This window comes from Klenkia sp. AC732 (assembly GCF_979256525.1).
Genome location: NZ_CEEDOS010000001.1, coordinates 148138 through 163537 on the forward strand (window position 1 = coordinate 148138; position 15400 = coordinate 163537).

Genomic DNA, 15400 nt, shown 5'->3' on the forward strand with positions numbered 1-15400 from the left:
AGGCCCCGATGAGCACCCTGCCCGCAGGACCCCCGGCACCGCGTCCCCCGGCGGCGGGCCCGTCGCGGTTCCTGGTCCCGGTCGCGCTGGCCGTCATCGTGGCGTCGGTGGTCGGGCTGTTCCTGATCAGCGACTCGCCCGCCGCCGGGGTCGACGACTGCATCGCCCAGGCCGGGGACGGCGGGATCGAGGTGGTGGGCTGCGACGAGCCGGCCGCGGCCTACCGGGTGGTCGGGGTCCTGGAGGACACCCGCGGCGCGCAGTCCCAGCCGGCCTGCGCGGCCGCCTACCCGCAGACGACGGCCAGCTACTTCGACGGCGAGGCCACCACGCTGCCGGGCCGGGTGCTCTGCCTGATCGCCGCCTGATCGGACCCGCCTGATCCGACGCGTCTGATCCGAGCCGCCACGGCCCCGGCCGTGGCAGGGTCGCGGGCATGGACTCCGGACCCGACTCGGTCGTCATCTGCTCCCCGCTGCGCACCCCGGTCGGCCGGTTCGGCGGCGTCTTCGCCGGGCTGACCGCGACGTCGCTGGCGGCCACCGTGCTGCGCGAGCTCGTGGCCCGCACCGGGCTGGGGGAGGGCGAGGTCGACGACGTCGTCCTGGGGCAGTGCTACCCCAACGGCGAAGCCCCGGCGATCGGCCGGGTCGCCGCGCTGGACGCGGGCCTGGGGGTCGACGTGCCCGGGCTGCAGGTGGACCGGCGCTGCGGCTCGGGTCTGCAGGCGGTGCTGTACGCCTGCATGCAGGTCGCCTCGGGTGCCGGCCGGGTCGTCGTCGCCGGCGGGGTCGAGTCGATGAGCCAGGTCGAGCACTACGCGCTGGGCCTGCGCACCGGGGTGCGCGGCGACGGCACGATGCTGCACGACCGGCTGGCCCGGGCCCGGGAGACCGCCGGCGGGGTCCACCACCCGGTGCCCGGCGGCATGCTGGAGACGGCGGAGAACGTGCGGCGTGAGCACGACATCGACCGGCTCGCGCAGGACGCCTGGGCGCTGCGCTCGCAGCAGGCCGCCAGCGCGGCGGTGCGGGAGGGCCGGTTCGCCGACGAGATCGTCGGCGTCGAGGTGCCGGGCACCCGGAAGGTCCCGGCCCGCACCGTCACCGAGGACGAGCACCCCCGCCCGGACACCACGATGGCCGACCTCGCGGCGCTCCGGCCGGTCATGGGCCGGGTCGACCCGGGCGCGACCGTCACCGCGGGCAACGCCTCCGGGCAGAACGACGGCGCCGCGATGTGCGTCGTCACCACCCGGGCCGAGGCCGACCGCCGCGGCTGGGAGCCGTTCCTGGCGCTGCGCGGCTGGGCGGTCGCCGGGGTGCCGCCGGAGACGATGGGCATCGGCCCGGTGCCCGCGGTGGCGAAGGTCCTGGAGCGCACCGGCCTGACGCTGGCCGACATGGACCTGATCGAGCTCAACGAGGCCTTCGCCAGCCAGGTGCTGGCCTGTCTGGGCGCCTGGGGCCTGGAGGGCGGCGACCGGGACCGGGTCAACGTCAACGGCTCGGGCATCTCGCTGGGTCACCCGGTCGGTGCCACGGGCGCCCGGATCCTGGCCACGATGGCGCACGAGCTCAAGCGCCGGGAGGCCCGCTTCGGCCTGGAGACGATGTGCATCGGCGGCGGCCAGGGTCTGGCCGCGGTGTTCGAGCGGGTGGTCTGACCGCGGGTCTCAGCGCGACGGCGGGGCGGTGGAGCCGCGCTCGCGGAGCACGGGGGCGATGAGGTCCTCGGTGGCCTCGGGCTCGTCGTCGTCGCCGGCGCCCAGTTGGGTCAGCAGCAGGTCGGCGGCGCGGCCGGCCAGCACGTCGGCGCGGTTGTCGACCACGGTCAGCGGCGGGGACCAGAAACCCCAGAACGGCTCGTCCTCGGTGAGCACCACCGACAACCGGCCCGGGACGTCGACGCCGAGCTCGCCCAGCACCGGCAGCACCCCGAAGGACGCCTCGTGGTTGGTGACGACGAGACCGGTCGGCGGGTCGGCCAGCTGCAGCATGCGCCGGGTGGAGTCCACCCCGAAGGTCGTGTGGAAGGCGCCGCGGCAGACCAGGTCGTCGTCGACCGGCAGGTCGGCGTCGGCCATCGCGCCGGCGAAGCCCTCGTGGTGGAGCCGGCCGGAGGTGACGTCCGGGGGACCCTCGATGGCCGCGATCCGGGTGTGCCCCAGGGCGATGAGGTGCTCGGTCGCCAGCCGCGCGGCCGTGGCGTAGTCGCTCATGACCGAGGGGGCCCGGGCGCCGGGGACCTCGCGGTTCATCGTGACCACGGCGCAGCCGGCGCCGACGAGGGCGTTGACCAGTTCGCCGTTGGCCCCGGACCCGGCGACGACGACGCCGTCGAGCCGGTGGGTGCGGACGGTGTGCAGGAAGGCGGCCTCGCGGACCGGGTCGCCGCCGGTGGTGCAGATGAGCACCTGCTGGCCGTTCTCGGCGGCCCAGGCCTGCAGCGTCTCGGCGATGACGTGGAAGGTCGCGTTGCGCAGGTTGTTGACCACCAGCCCGACGAGGCCCGAGCGGCGGGTGCGTAGGGCGCTGGCCATCCGGTTGGGGTGGTACCCCAGCTCGACCGCCGAGGCGGCGACCCGGCGCCGGGTGTCGGGCAGGACGGAGGGGTGGCCGGACAGCGCGCGGCTGGCGGTGCTGGTGCTGACACCGGCGTGCGCCGCCACGGCGTTGAGGGTGACGGGCACGGGTCCTTCTTACCGGTCCCCGTGATCTCCCAAACCCCCGGTGGATACGGAACGCCCTGGTCATGGTCCGGATCCGAGGGTCGGACCGTCGTACCCCCGGTCCACCATCCCCGGGTCGGAGCACCCGTCGAGGAGGAGGCACCGTGTCCGAACCGGACCCGCAGCGACCCGTCGTGGACCTGTCCCGCGCGCCGGCCGCGTCCTCGGCCGCCGTCCGGGACCGGTTCCGCCGCCAGGGACGCCGGGACACCGCACCCGAGCTCGCCGTGCGCCGCCGGCTGCACGCCCGCGGGGTCCGGTACCGGGTCGACGTCCGACCCGGCCGGGGCACCCGGGCCCGTGGGGACCTGGTGTGGAAGGGCCGCCGGCTGGTGGTCTTCCTCGACGGCTGCTTCTGGCACGCCTGCCCGACGTGCGGCCACCTGCCGCGGGCCAACGCCGGGTGGTGGGCGGCGAAGCTGGCGGCGAACTCCGCGCGGGACGCCCGCACCGACGCGGTGCTCCGCGCCGAGGGCTGGCGCGTGCTCCGGTTCTGGGAGCACGAGGACCCCGAGCAGGTGGCCGATGCGATCTGCGCGGCACTCGGTCGTGGGTGAGGCGACCGGCGGCCGGGGGAGAGACCTCCCGGCCGCCGGGCACCGGACCCCCCACAGAGGCCCACCGTGCTCGCGGTGGAGAACGGCTGCCCGGGGTTCGCCCCCGGGCCGGTGATCGGTTCACCTCCGGCGGGGGGCTGCCCAGGACCAGTTGGTTAGGCTAGCCTCAGTTGGACGCCCCCGTTGTCCGCGAGCCCCCACAGCCCCCAGCCGAGGAGCGGCCATGAGCACCGCCACCGAGACAGCTGTCGCCGAGACCGCCGCCGCAGCCCCGATGAGCTACCGGTTCTTCACCGCCTCCGTGGTGCGCACCGAACGGCTCTCGCCGAGCTTCCTGCGGATCACGCTGACCGGTCCGGACATGGCCGGTTTCGGGTTCGCCGGGGACGACCAGCGGTTCAAGCTGATCCTGGCCAACGGCGGGGCGTCGGTGGCTGACCTCCTCGCCTCGGCCGGCCCGGACTGGTACGCCCGCTACTGCGCGATGCCCGAGGACAGCCGGCCGTACCTGCGCACCTACACCGCGCGGGCCTTCCGTCCCGAGGTTGCCGAGCTCGACGTGGACGTCGTGCTGCACGGCATCGCCGAGGACGGCACCCCCGACCCGCACGCCGGCCCGGCCGCCACCTGGGCCGCGACCGCCGTCCCCGGCTCGGAGGTCGTGCTGCTGGGCCCCGACCGGCCGGGCACCGGCCGGATGTGGGGTGTGGAGTGGGCGCCGCCGGTCGAGGCGGACACCCTCTTCCTGGCCGGTGACGAGACCGCGGTGCCGGCCATCGCCGGGATCATCGAGAACCTGACCGGCGGGCAGCGCGTCGTCGCCGTCCTCGAGGTGCCGGGGGCCGCGGACTTCCTGTCGCTGCGGCTGCCGCCGGGCGTGGACGTGCGCTGGCTGGCCCGCGGCAGCCGCGCCCGCGGGGAGCTGATGGAGCCCGCGGTGCACAAGGCGCTGACCGAGCTGGGCATCGCCCGGCCGGCGTCCGGCGCCGAGGTGGAGGACGTCGAGGACGAGATGGTCTGGGAGGTCCCGGAGGCCGGCGCGCACACCCGCTGCTACGCCTGGCTGGCCGGTGAGGCCGGGGTGGTCAAGGCGCTGCGCCGCCGCCTGGTCCGCGACCTGGGCGTCGACCGGGACTCGGTCGCGTTCATGGGCTACTGGAAGGTCGGTGCGCGCGGCTGACCGTGCTGCTGATCGACACCGCCAACGTGCTGGGCTCCCGGCCCGACGGCTGGTGGCGGGACCGCGCCGGGGCCACCGCGCGGTTGCTGGACCGGGTGGCGGGCGTCGACTGGCCCGCCGTGGCGACGCCGTCCGGGTCACCGGTCGACGCGGTCGTGGCGGTGGTCGAGGGCCGGGCACGGGACGTGCCCGAGCCGGCCGGCGTCCGCCTGGTCCGGGCGCCCGGCAGCGGGGACGACGCGATCGTCGCCACCGCCGCCGGAGAGTCCGACGTCCTGCTGGTCACCGCCGACCGGGGGTTGCGGGCCCGGCTGCCCGGGGCCGAGACGGTCGGCCCCGGGTGGCTGTGGGCGGTGCTGGACTAGACCGCGGTCAGCGTGACCCGCCGCGGCGCCGGGCGGCGTCCGGGCAGGGTGGCGACGAGGGCCAGGGCGAGCGCGACGCCGTCCTCGAGGAGGCCGGCCTGCCAGTCGGGCACCCGGTTGCCCGCCCAGCGGCGGAAGCCCAGCCCGCCCCACGACCCGGCGGCGGCACCGGCCAGTCCGGCGAGCATCGGGACGGCGGCGTTGGCGTCGGCGCGGGCGGACAGCGCCCCGGCACCCGCGGCGGCCGAAGCCAGCCGGACCGGCAGGCCGGAGGCGCTGGTGCGCTCGGGCACGCCGGGCTGCTTGTCGCCGTAGAGCTCGGCGCCGATGGCCGCCAGCGCCCCGACCTTGCGGACGGCGCCCGCGGCCGGGTTGGTCAGCGCGGGTGCCGACAGGCCCAGCGAGCTGCGGCACCCGGTGGCGACGCCTAGCAGCGCGGAGCGCAGCGTCAGCCCGGCGGAGGCCTTGAGCTTCGGCTTGTCCGAGGGGGAGGGGATGGCCTCGACGACGGCGTGCACGGCGGCGCCGTAGGCCAGGTGCGGGAGGGCGTCGGAGACCCAGTCGGTGCCCGACCAGTCGCGCGGGTCGCTGACGCCCAGGGCCGTCGTCGTCCCGTCGGTGAGGGCCATCGCGGCGGCGCCCACGGCGACCGCGCCGACCGGGGCGGGCAGCCGGACGCCGGCGGTGCGGGCCAGGCTGGCGAGCACGCCCACCGCGACGCCGTTGCCGATGCCCGACAGTGCGCCCAGCGCGGTGCGCCGGTTGTCCTTCTCGCCGCGCTTGCCCGGGACCTTGCGCCCGGCCGCGTCGGCGAGGGCGTCGATGGTCTCCTCCGGGGTGCTGCTGGCGTCGCGGCCGCGGAGGGCCATGTCGAGGTAGGTGACGGCGTTGAGGACGGTGGTGCCGGCCGCGCCCGCGGCCAACCCCCGTGTGAAGGACCCGGTCATGGTCCGACCCTGCGGTCGCCGGGGCCGCTCGGCAACCCGGTGGGCGCCGTCACGTGCGGACGATCACGGGCCGGATGAGGGCGTTTCGGGGGCGCCTGCCAGGTCCGGCTGGCACGGTGGAGTCAGCGCCCGAGGTCGTGTGCCGCCCCCGCCACCCGCGCCCCTCCTTCTTCTCTGTCGAGGTACCCCCGTGTCTGCTCCCTCCTTCCTGCGTGCCCGCGAACCGGTCGCCGGGCTCGTCCGCACGGCCGCCGGCCGCGCGCCACTGCCCTCCCTGGGCCGGCTGCGCACCGCCGTCTGCGCGCTGTTCGCCCTGGACGGCTTCGTCTTCGGCTCCTGGGCCGCCCGGGTGCCCGGGGTCAGCGCGCAGGTCGGCGCCGACCACACCGCTCTGGGCATCGCGCTGCTGTGCCTGTCGGTCGGCGCGCTGGCCTGCATGCAGCTCACCGGTGCGCTCGCCGCCCGGCTGGGCGCCGGCCTGGTGGCGTCGCTGGCGGCGATCGCGTTGTGCGTGGGCGCGGTGCTGCCCGGCCTGGCGACGTCGGTCGCCGGGCTCTGCGCCGCGCTGCTGGCGTTCGGTGCGGTGACCGGGATGGTCAACGTCGCGGCCAACAGCGTCGGCGTGCAGGTGGAGGCCCGCGCGGGCCGGCCGCTGCTGTCGGGCATGCACGCCGCGTTCAGCTTCGGCGGGCTGGGCGGTGCCCTCCTCGGCGGGGCGGCCGCCTCCTTCCTCGACGTGCTGCCGCACTTCGTCGTCGTCGCGGGGCTGGGGCTGCTGGTCACCGCCTGGGTGGTCCCGGTCCTGGTGGGTGCGGACGCCGACCCCGCCGTCGCCCGGCAGCCCGTCGTCCGCCGGGCCGCGGCTGCCTCCCGGCCCACCGCGGCACTGGTCGTGCTCGGCGCGATCGCCGGGGCCACCGCCTACGGCGAGGGCGCGCTGACCGACTGGGGTGCCCTGCACCTGCGCGAGGACCTCGCCGCCTCTCCGGTGCTCGGAGCCGCCGGGTACGCCGGGTTCGCGCTGACCATGGCGCTGGGCCGCCTGGCCGGCGGCACGCTGGTCGCGCGGATCGGTGAGCGCCGGCTGCTGGTGGGCGGCTCGCTGCTGGCCGCCGTCGGTGCGTTGGTCGTGGTGACGACGTCCTCGGTGCCGGTCGCGCTGGCCGGCTTCGGCGTCGTCGGGCTGGGTCTGGCCAACGTGTTCCCGCTGGCGATCGCCCGCGCCGGAGCCCTCGGCGGCGCCTCGGGGATCGCGCTGTCCACGACCGTCGGCTACACCGGGCTGCTCGGCGGGCCGCCGGTCATCGGGTTCCTGGCCTCGCACGCCGGGCTGCCGGTCGCGCTGGGCACGGTCGCGCTGCTGGCCCTGGTCGCCGCGGTCCTGGTGCTCTGCCTGGACGGCGCCCGGGTGCGGCTGCCCGCGCTCCCGGCGCTGCCCGCCCTGCCGGTGCTGGACCTGGCCCCGGTGCACCGCGCCGCGGGGGACCTGCGGCTGCTCGCGGTCAGCTGACCCCGTCGAGAGTGCGGTCCGGGGGCAGCCGGCCGCCGCGGACTGCCCCGGGATCAGGTTCTCGCCGCGCGGGAGGCCTCGCAGACGGGCCCGCGCAGGCGGACCGCCGGCCCGATCGGTTGCCACCGGAAGTTCATCGCCGCCGCAGGTCGTCACTGCCGCTGGGTGCCCTCGGCGCTTGACCGCCGGCCCGTGGAGGAGGGCCCTGACGTGCCGCGGACTGGCGTCCGAGGAGGCATGATCCCGGCGTGCGCGAGGACGAGCTGCAGCGGTGGACCGAGGTCCTCGCGGCGGTGGCCGAGCGGATCGTCAGCGGGCGTGGCGTCACCGAACCGTGGCGGGTGGTCGTCGACCACGACGAGCTCTGGGCCGAGTTCGCCGGCGTCCGCCTGCGCACGGCCGACCTGCAGGGCCCCGACGAGCTGTTCGAGGAGCTGGACGGGTGGGTGGCGTTCGAGCGTCCCGGGTGGTCCCGGTCGCGTGCTCGACCGAGACCGTAGGGCGATGGCGGAGTGGCGCGAGCAGCTGCCGGCTCTCCGCCGGTTCTGGGAGCCCGTCGTGCAGCGAGTGGCGGCCGACGTGGCTGCCACCACGGCCCTCCGCTTCGCCTGGACCATCGCGGTGCAGGAGACCGAGATGGTCCCGTCGGCCATGCCGGGCCTGCCTCTCACCTCCGGGGATGCGCCGCGGCCGGTGCGTGCGGCGTCCTTCCCGCAGCTGATGCTGCAGCTGCCCCACCAGTCCTGGGTGCTGCCGGTCATGGACGACGCCGACGACGCTGTCAGCCACCTCGCCGACCAGGTGCAGGAGTACGTCATCGAGGAGGTGCACGGGGCCTGGCCGCGGTGCCCCGGGCACCACCACCCGCGAGCGTTGGGGTTCGACGGTCGTCCGGTGTGGCGTTGTCCGGACGGTGCACCCGGGGTCGCCGACCTGGGACGGCTCAACGCCGACTGACCCGGCGGTTCCTCGTCAACCGGCTCCGGGCCCCGGGTAGAACCCGTTGGAGACGCCGAGCCGCGCCTGGGCGACCTGGTCGGCGGTGGGCAGCCGGTGCACGCTGTTGCGCAGCGCCTCCAGGGTCGCCGCCCGGTTGGCGTGGAAGACGGCGTCCGCGTCGCCGGCGGCGGGGTTGACCCACACGGCGGCGATGACGACGTCGTCGTCGCACTGCTCGGGGGCGAGCACCCCCTCGGCCACGGCGTCCGCGACCCCGGCGGCGACGCCGGCCTGCGCAGCACCCCAGGTCAGCCGCTGGTGGGTCTCGCTCTGCGGCGCGGACTTGGTGACGAAGAGGGTGAACGGCTTGACCGCCGTCCCGGGCCGCAGGCAGACGACGAACGGCGCGTGCCCCTGCGACGGGGTGGCCAGCGCCGTCGCCCAGGCGGTGCCGACCGGGCCCGTCCGCGGGCCGAGCACGGTGTTGACGTGCGCGGCGTCGACGCCCTCGCCCTGGAAGCTCTCACCGATCAGCACGCGCGACCTCCGGGTCCGGTGACCCGGCCGGGTCGGCGGTCAGGATGCCAGCCGGTGGGGCCTCGTCCGCGATGACGCATGCGGCGCCACCGATGATCGGGAGCTCGTCAAGCCGCCACTCCTCAGCGCGCCAGTCGTTCCTGGATGCCGGTGCTGGCCTCGACGTCGTGCGGCAGATGGGTGATCTCCGTCGCCGTCAGGGCCACCCCCAGCTGTTGCGCGGTGCCGGCCACGGCAGCCCAGTGCATCGCAGCCTCGTCCTCGTGGGAGCGGCCCTCGGGCGGTTCGTCAGGTCCCACGACAGTCCGCGCGGTCTCCGCCATCGTCTCCACGGTCTCGTGCGACCAGATCCCGGTGGGACCTGCGCTGCACCACCCCCGGTCGTCGAGCAGGACGATCCGCGACCCGTCCGCGAGCTCCAGGTGCAGCGTCGCGGTGATGGCCATCTGCCGGTCGGTGTCCTGGCCGGCCTCGGCCGAGTCGTCGATCGCGATCGTGGTGACGAGTCGCTGGGCTGCGTCCATGACGACCAGCCTCGCGCACACCAGGTGCTCCGGCTCAGTCCTCGACGACCCAGACGGCGGTGTCCGCGGGCAGCGCGAGAGTCCCGGCGGTCGCCTTCACGTGCGTGGACGACGCCAGCAGGACTGTGCCGGGGTTGGGTGTCAGCACGGTCTCGGTGCCCATGTTGAGCAGGCAGACGACGGTCTCGTCGTCCCCGGTGCTGCGGACGACGAGGACGTCGCCGGCGGTGCTGACGGTGGCCTGCCCGGAGCCGAGGGCGGGGTGCGCGGCGCGCAGGGCCAGGGCCCGGCGGTAGAGGGTGAGGGTGGAGCTGCCGTCGCGGGCCTGCCGGGAGACGGCGTGCTGCGCCCAGTCGGCGGGGATCGGCAGCCACGGCTGGGCGGCGCCCTCGGGGGAGAAGCCGACGCCCTCGGTGTCGTTCCACGGCATCGGCACGCGGCAGCCGTCGCGGCCGGCGCGGGCGCCGCCGCTGCGGTGGAAGATCGGGTCGAGCTTGGCCTCGTCGGGCACGACGGCCTGTGGCAGGGCCAGCTCGTCGCCGGCGTACAGGTAGGGCGAGCCGGGCAGCGACAGCATCAGCAGCGCCGCGGCCCGGGCGCGGGCGGTGCCGAGCGCGCCGCCGCCGAACCGGCTGACCTGACGGTCCTTGTCGTGGTTGCCGAGCACCCAGGAGACCGGGGCGCCGACGGTGGCGAAGGCGTCCAGGGCGGTCTGCACGCCGTCGGCGAAGGCGGCGGTGTCCCAGCCGGACTTGATCAGCCGGAAGGAGAAGGACTGGTGCAGCTCGTCGGGGCGGGAGTACAGCGCGACCTGGTCGAGGTCGGCCAGGCAGACCTCGCCGACCAGCATGCTGCCGGGGTACTCGTCGCAGATCGCGCGCCAGCGGCGCCACACGTCGTGCACCTCGGGCTGGTTCCAGGTCATGGCCTGCTCGGGGCCGTGCCCGAAGAGGGTGGGGGAGTAGGCGCCGGGGTTGTCCCGCAGGCCGGCGTCTTTGATCAGGCCGTAGGCGACGTCGACCCGGAAGCCGGAGACGCCGCGGTCCAGCCAGAACCGCAGGGTGGTGTCGAAGTCGTCGGCGACGGCGGGGTCGCGCCAGTTGAGGTCGGGCTGCTCGGGGGCGAACAGGTGCAGGTACCAGCGGCCGTCGGGGGTGCGTGACCAGGCCGGACCGCCGAAGAGGGACTGCCAGTTGTTCGGCGGCTCCTCCGAGGGCGGCGCGAAGTGGTACCTGGACGCCTCGGGGGCGTCGGGGTCGGCCAGTGCGGCCTGGAACCAGGCGTGCTGGTCGGAGGTGTGGTTGGGGACGACGTCCAGGACCACGCGCAGGCCCAGTTGCCGGGCGTCGGCGATGACCGCCTCGAGGTCGGCGAGGTCGCCGTAGTCGGGGTCGACGGCCCGGTAGTCGCTGATGTCGTAGCCGCCGTCGGCGCCGCCGGAGGGGTAGTGCGGGTTGATCCACAGCGCGTCCACGCCGAGCCAGGACAGGTAGGGCAGCCGGGACCGCAGGCCGGCCAGGTCACCGATGCCGTCGCCGTCGGAGTCGGCGAAGGAGCGCAGGTAGACCTGGTAGACGACGGCGGAGCGCCACCACTCCAGCTCGGACGCGGGCGCTGTGGGGGACGGCAGCGCTGCCAGCCGGGGTGCCATGACTCCGTCATCGGCAGCCCGGGGCGACAACCTGTGGCCCAGCTCACCAGAAGGGTGAGACGGATTCTGGCGGATCTCGCCAGCGCTGGACGGCGCCTACATTCGCGGCATGGCTCTCGGGCGCAGGCCACTGGACGAACTCCGCGAGACCGTCGGCCGCCTGGGCGAGCAGCTCCCGCGGCCCGGCGGACGGGGTGTGGACGAGTTCGTGGGCGACCTCTTCGGCGGCCGGACGCCGCCGGGGCGGCCCCTGGAGGTCGTCCAGGCCGAGCTCGACGGGCTCGTCGGCCTCGCCGCGGTGAAGGAGCAGGTGCAGGCGCTCGTGGCGTTCCTGCAGGTGCAGGCCCGCCGCAAGGAGCACGGTCTGCCGGAGGCGGCGACGTCCCAACACCTGGTGTTCCTCGGGAACCCGGGCACGGGGAAGACGACGGTCGCCCGGCTGCTGGCCGAGATGTACCGGGCGGTCGGGCTGCTGCAGAAGGGCCACCTGGTGGAGGTGGACCGGGCCGCGCTGGTCGGCCAGCACGTCGGCGCGACGGCGATCAAGACCGACCGGGTGGTGCGCAGCGCCCTGGACGGCGTGCTGTTCATCGACGAGGCCTACTCGCTGGCCCCCGAGGGCGACGGGGGGCAGGACTTCGGGCCCGAGGCGATCGAGGTGCTGCTCAAGCGCATGGAGGACCACCGGCACCGGCTGGTGGTCATCGTGGCCGGCTACCCCCGGCTCATGGAGTCGTTCCTGCTGTCCAACCCGGGTCTGCGCTCGCGCTTCGCCCGCGAGGTCCGGTTCCCCGACTACTCCACGGCCGAGCTCGAGGCGATCTTCGTGAGCATCGTGGCCCAGCAGGAGTACGTCCTGGAGGCCGGCGCGCTGGACACCCTCCGCCGCACCCTGGCGGGCGTCCAGGCCGGTGAGGACACCGGCAACGCGCGCTTCGCCCGCACCCTGTTCGAGCAGGCGCTGAACCGCCAGGCGCTGCGGCTGGCCCGCGACGAGAGCCGGGACATGGGGTCGCTGGACCGGTCCGACGTCACCACCCTGACCGCCGAGGACGTCGCCGAGGCCTCCCGCTCGCTGGGCGGTGAGCCGGGGACGGCGCCCGAGCTGTCGCGCTGGCAGCGCTGGCTCTCTTGATCGTCCGATCCGACCTGTGACGCGGTTCGCCCCAGGGTGCGGCACATGGGCGCGGGAGAGGTCGAGCGACTCAAGGGCAGCACGTCGAGGTCGTGGACAGCGCCGTCCGTTGGGCCGCACTGGTCGGGCGAGTCCTGGTTGGCGTCGCCAGAATCGCCGGCAGGCGTGGCGGGTACCTGAGGCGTCCTTCCGCTATGAGAGCCGAGGTGCGGGCCTGTCCGTGATGTCCATCGGGCTGCTAGTCGCAGGCTCAGCGAGTTGGACGTCGGGCTGGGGCGGCTCGCCTCCAGGCGCTGCCGCGGCCGCGCGGCGAACGGTCAAGTCGCGATGTGCGATGTCATCACCGACCGCTTGCACGAGGAACCCGGCAGATGCCACCACTAGCTGCACCAGCAAGAGCATGCCAAGAAGGGTCCTCAGACCATCCGTGTCCCGGAACAGACCCAGGACCTCTCCCAGGACAGCCACAGAGACAACGAGGTTCACGACGCCGGGAAACACCGACAAGACGAGGATCCAGGCGCTCGTCCCCACTGATCCGCCTTCTAGCTTCTTTCGAAAGGCGAAGAGGCCAGCCGCCAGAAGGACTGGCGACAGTGTGGCAATGACAGCGTAGAAGTCGGCATGTTCCATGCGGAGACCATCGACGTCGGGACCGCAGGCTCAACTGCTTTACAACAGCGTGTAGCCATATCGAGCGAGGTGCTGGCTCCCTTCGGCGGAGCGATCGCCGCGGTCCCGGTTGAGACGACCAGCGTCTGGCTCTTGGCCCGCAGGGAGTTGAAGCAACACGACTGTTCAGGCCGCTCAGCTGGGCGCGTACCCCAGGCGCGAGCCCTTCATCGTGTTGCGGCAGCCTGGGTCGGTGACCGACGACCGTGACCCCTTCGTCCGGGTGCGCGGGGCCCGGGAGCACAACCTGCGCGACGTGGACGTCGCCGTCCCGCGGGACTCGCTGGTCGTGTTCACCGGGGTGTCGGGGTCGGGGAAGTCCTCGCTGGCGTTCGGCACGATCTACGCGGAGGCGCAGCGCCGGTACTTCGAGTCGGTGGCGCCCTACGCGCGGCGGCTGATCCAGCAGGTGGGTGCCCCGGCGGTCGAGGAGATCACCGGCCTACCGCCGGCGGTGGCGCTGCAGCAGAGCCGAGGGACGCCGAGCAGCCGCTCGACGGTGGGCACGGTGACGACGCTGTCGAACTCGCTGCGGATGCTGCTGTCCCGGGCGGGCACCTACCCGGCCGGTGCCGGGCGGCTGGACTCCGACGCGTTCTCCCCGAACACCGCGGCCGGTGCGTGCCCGGAGTGCTCGGGGCTGGGCTCGGTGCACGAGGTCACCGAGCAGACGCTGGTGCCCGATCCGTCGCTGAGCATCCGGGACGGCGCGGTCGCGGCCTGGCCCGGTGCCTGGCACGGCAAGAACCTGCGCGACATCCTCACCGAGCTGGGCCACGACATCGACCGGCCGTGGCGGGACATCCCCGCGCAGGAGCGGGACTGGATCCTGTTCACCGACGAGCAGCCCGAGGTCACCGTGCACCCGGTGCGCGGGCCGGGTCAGATCCAGCGCGACTACGTCGGCCGCTACCAGGGCGCCCGGGCCTACGTGATGCACACGCTGGCGGCGACGAAGAGCCCGACGCTGCGCCGCCGGGTGATGCAGTACGTGACGACGCGGCCGTGCCCGGTGTGCGGTGGCGGCCGGCTGCGGCCGGACTCCCTCGCCGTCACCGTGGCGGGGCGGAGCATCGCCGAGCTGACCGCGCTGCCGATGACCGAGCTGACCCCGGTGCTGGAGTCGGCGGAGCTGCATGAGGTGGGGCAGGGCATCGTCGCGGACCTGGTGGCCCGGATGGCGGTGCTGATCGACCTGGGCCTGGGCTACCTGGCGCTGGACCGGACGACGCCCACGCTGTCGCCGGGGGAGCTGCAGCGGCTGCGGATCGCCACCCAGCTGCGCTCGGGGCTGTTCGGCGTGGTCTACGTGCTGGACGAGCCGTCGGCGGGTCTGCACCCGGCGGACACCGAGCAGCTGCTCACCGTGCTGGACCAGCTGACCGCGGCGGGCAACTCGCTCTTCGTCATCGAGCACGACATGGCGATAGCCCGCCGGGCGGACTGGATCGTCGACGTCGGCCCCGCGGCCGGGGTGCACGGCGGGCGGGTGCTCTACAGCGGCCCGGTCGCCGGCCTGGCCGACGTGGCGGAGTCGGTGACGCGACCGTTCCTGGTAGACCGGCCGCAGGTCTCCCGGGTCCGGCGCTCGTCCTCGGGCGAGCTGGTGCTGAGGGGGATCACCCGGCACAACCTGCGCGAGGTCGAGCTGGTGCTGCCGCTGGGCGTGCTCACCGCGGTGACCGGGGTATCCGGGTCGGGGAAGTCGACGCTGGTGAGCCAGGTGCTCGCCGACGTGGTGGCCCAGCACCTCGGCACCCCGTCGGACGACGAGGAGCACGAGGTGCTCGACATCGGGGGTGTCGAGGCGCGAGGGCTGGAGCAGATCGACCGGCTGGTGCGGGTGGACCAGAAGCCGATCGGCCGGACGCCGAGGTCGAACCTGGCGACCTACACCGGACTGTTCGACGTCGTCCGCAAGCTGTTCGCGGGCACCGCCGAGGCCCGGGCGCGGGGCTGGTCAGCGGGCCGGTTCTCCTTCAACGTCGTCGAGGGCCGCTGCCCGACGTGCCAGGGGGAGGGCGCGGTGACCGTCGAGCTGCTGTTCCTCCCCGGCACCTACGCGCCCTGCCCGACGTGCGGGGGAGCCCGGTACAACGCCGAGACGCTCGAGGTCACGCTGGAGGGCCAGACCATCGCCGAGGTGCTCGACCTGACCGTCGAGGCCGCGCAGGGGTTCTTCGCCGATGTGCCCGCGGCCGCCCGCAGCCTGGCCGCGCTGGCCGAGGTGGGGCTGGGCTACCTCCGGCTGGGCCAGTCGGCGACCGAGCTGTCCGGTGGGGAGGCGCAGCGGGTGAAGCTGGCGAGTGAGCTGCAGCGCGCCCGGCGCGGGCACACGCTCTACCTGCTGGACGAGCCGACGTCGGGGCTGCACCCGGCTGACGTCGAGGTGCTGATGCGGCAGCTGCAGTCGCTCGTGGTGGCCGGCAACACGGTGGTGCTGGTCGAGCACGACATGGACGTCGTCGCCCAGGCGGACTGGGTGGTGGACATGGGGCCGGGTGGTGGCGACGCCGGCGGCCGCGTCGTCGCCCGCGGGGCACCGGACCAGGTGGCCGCTGCGGGGAGCCCGACCGCCCGGTTCCTCACTCCGCGTCTGCCGACATCGGGCTGACCGACCAGTCCACCGATGAGTTCCCCGGCCCGTACGGG

16 protein-coding genes are annotated in these 15400 nt (G+C 74.7%); 10 read left to right on the forward strand and 6 right to left on the reverse strand.

The annotated features are described in order from the left end of the window. The first annotated feature begins 8 nt into the window (after nt 1-8). A complete protein-coding gene (locus tag AC0IVP_RS00745; RefSeq protein WP_056292455.1) occupies nt 9-368 on the forward strand; it encodes an LppU/SCO3897 family protein in 360 nt (119 codons plus the stop codon). 68 nt (nt 369-436) lie between these two features. Then, a complete protein-coding gene (locus AC0IVP_RS00750) occupies nt 437-1666 on the forward strand; it encodes an acetyl-CoA C-acetyltransferase (protein WP_471753865.1) in 1230 nt (409 codons plus the stop codon). A 9-nt stretch (nt 1667-1675) separates the two neighbouring features. Here AC0IVP_RS00750 and AC0IVP_RS00755 read toward each other — a convergent pair whose 3' ends face one another. Beyond that, nucleotides 1676-2692, reverse strand: a complete 1017-nt coding sequence (locus AC0IVP_RS00755) for a LacI family DNA-binding transcriptional regulator (protein ID WP_471753867.1) — start codon at nt 2690-2692, stop codon at nt 1676-1678. A 143-nt stretch (nt 2693-2835) separates the two neighbouring features. On the opposite strand from AC0IVP_RS00755, the gene AC0IVP_RS00760 reads away from it, so the two are divergent. From AC0IVP_RS00760 to AC0IVP_RS00770, 3 genes are all read left to right on the forward strand, one after another. Further along, nucleotides 2836-3288, forward strand: coding sequence for a very short patch repair endonuclease (locus AC0IVP_RS00760; RefSeq protein WP_471753869.1), 453 nt, complete (start codon nt 2836-2838; stop codon nt 3286-3288). Nucleotides 3289-3511: 223 nt separating this feature from the next. After that, nucleotides 3512-4468, forward strand: coding sequence for a siderophore-interacting protein (locus tag AC0IVP_RS00765; protein ID WP_471753871.1), 957 nt, complete (start codon nt 3512-3514; stop codon nt 4466-4468). A 2-nt stretch (nt 4469-4470) separates the two neighbouring features. Then, on the forward strand, nt 4471-4833 hold the full coding sequence (locus tag AC0IVP_RS00770) for a hypothetical protein (protein ID WP_235564638.1): 363 nt from the start codon (nt 4471-4473) through the stop codon (nt 4831-4833). Here the strand turns inward: AC0IVP_RS00770 and AC0IVP_RS00775 are convergent. Beyond that, entirely contained in the window at nt 4830-5780 is a 951-nt protein-coding gene (locus AC0IVP_RS00775; RefSeq protein WP_471753873.1) for a hypothetical protein, read from the reverse strand. The two genes, AC0IVP_RS00770 and AC0IVP_RS00775, sit on opposite strands and share 4 nt — an antisense overlap. Nucleotides 5781-5970: 190 nt before the next feature. Between AC0IVP_RS00775 and AC0IVP_RS00780 the strand changes: the two genes are divergently transcribed. The 3 genes from AC0IVP_RS00780 (at nt 5971) to AC0IVP_RS00790 (ending at nt 8247) form a co-directional block, all read left to right on the forward strand. After that, on the forward strand, nt 5971-7290 hold the full coding sequence (locus tag AC0IVP_RS00780; protein WP_471753875.1) for an MFS transporter: 1320 nt from the start codon (nt 5971-5973) through the stop codon (nt 7288-7290). Between the two features lie 248 nt (nt 7291-7538). Then, the gene (locus AC0IVP_RS00785) at nt 7539-7790 is read left to right on the forward strand and encodes a hypothetical protein (RefSeq protein ID WP_471753877.1); all 252 of its coding nucleotides are present in this window, start codon (nt 7539-7541) and stop codon (nt 7788-7790) included. Between the two features lie 4 nt (nt 7791-7794). Next, a complete protein-coding gene (locus AC0IVP_RS00790; RefSeq protein ID WP_471753879.1) occupies nt 7795-8247 on the forward strand; it encodes a hypothetical protein in 453 nt (150 codons plus the stop codon). A 15-nt stretch (nt 8248-8262) separates the two neighbouring features. Here AC0IVP_RS00790 and fae read toward each other — a convergent pair whose 3' ends face one another. The 3 genes from fae to AC0IVP_RS00805 all read right to left on the reverse strand — a co-directional run bounded on the left by fae (nt 8263) and on the right by AC0IVP_RS00805 (nt 10941). Then, a complete protein-coding gene (gene fae, locus AC0IVP_RS00795; RefSeq protein ID WP_471753881.1) occupies nt 8263-8766 on the reverse strand; it encodes a formaldehyde-activating enzyme in 504 nt (167 codons plus the stop codon). A gap of 122 nt (nt 8767-8888) precedes the next feature. Continuing rightward, on the reverse strand, nt 8889-9290 hold the full coding sequence (locus tag AC0IVP_RS00800; RefSeq protein WP_471753883.1) for a hypothetical protein: 402 nt from the start codon (nt 9288-9290) through the stop codon (nt 8889-8891). 34 nt (nt 9291-9324) lie between these two features. Next, the gene (locus AC0IVP_RS00805) at nt 9325-10941 is read right to left on the reverse strand and encodes a glycoside hydrolase family 13 protein (protein WP_471753885.1); all 1617 of its coding nucleotides are present in this window, start codon (nt 10939-10941) and stop codon (nt 9325-9327) included. A gap of 109 nt (nt 10942-11050) precedes the next feature. Between AC0IVP_RS00805 and AC0IVP_RS00810 the strand changes: the two genes are divergently transcribed. Then, entirely contained in the window at nt 11051-12076 is a 1026-nt protein-coding gene (locus tag AC0IVP_RS00810) for an AAA family ATPase (RefSeq protein ID WP_471753887.1), read from the forward strand. A gap of 192 nt (nt 12077-12268) precedes the next feature. On the opposite strand, the gene AC0IVP_RS00815 is transcribed toward AC0IVP_RS00810, so the two are convergent. Next, a complete protein-coding gene (locus tag AC0IVP_RS00815) occupies nt 12269-12709 on the reverse strand; it encodes a hypothetical protein (RefSeq protein WP_471753889.1) in 441 nt (146 codons plus the stop codon). 232 nt (nt 12710-12941) lie between these two features. Between AC0IVP_RS00815 and uvrA the strand changes: the two genes are divergently transcribed. Next, a complete protein-coding gene (gene uvrA / locus AC0IVP_RS00820; protein WP_471753891.1) occupies nt 12942-15362 on the forward strand; it encodes an excinuclease ABC subunit UvrA in 2421 nt (806 codons plus the stop codon). The last annotated feature ends 38 nt before the right edge of the window (nt 15363-15400 follow it).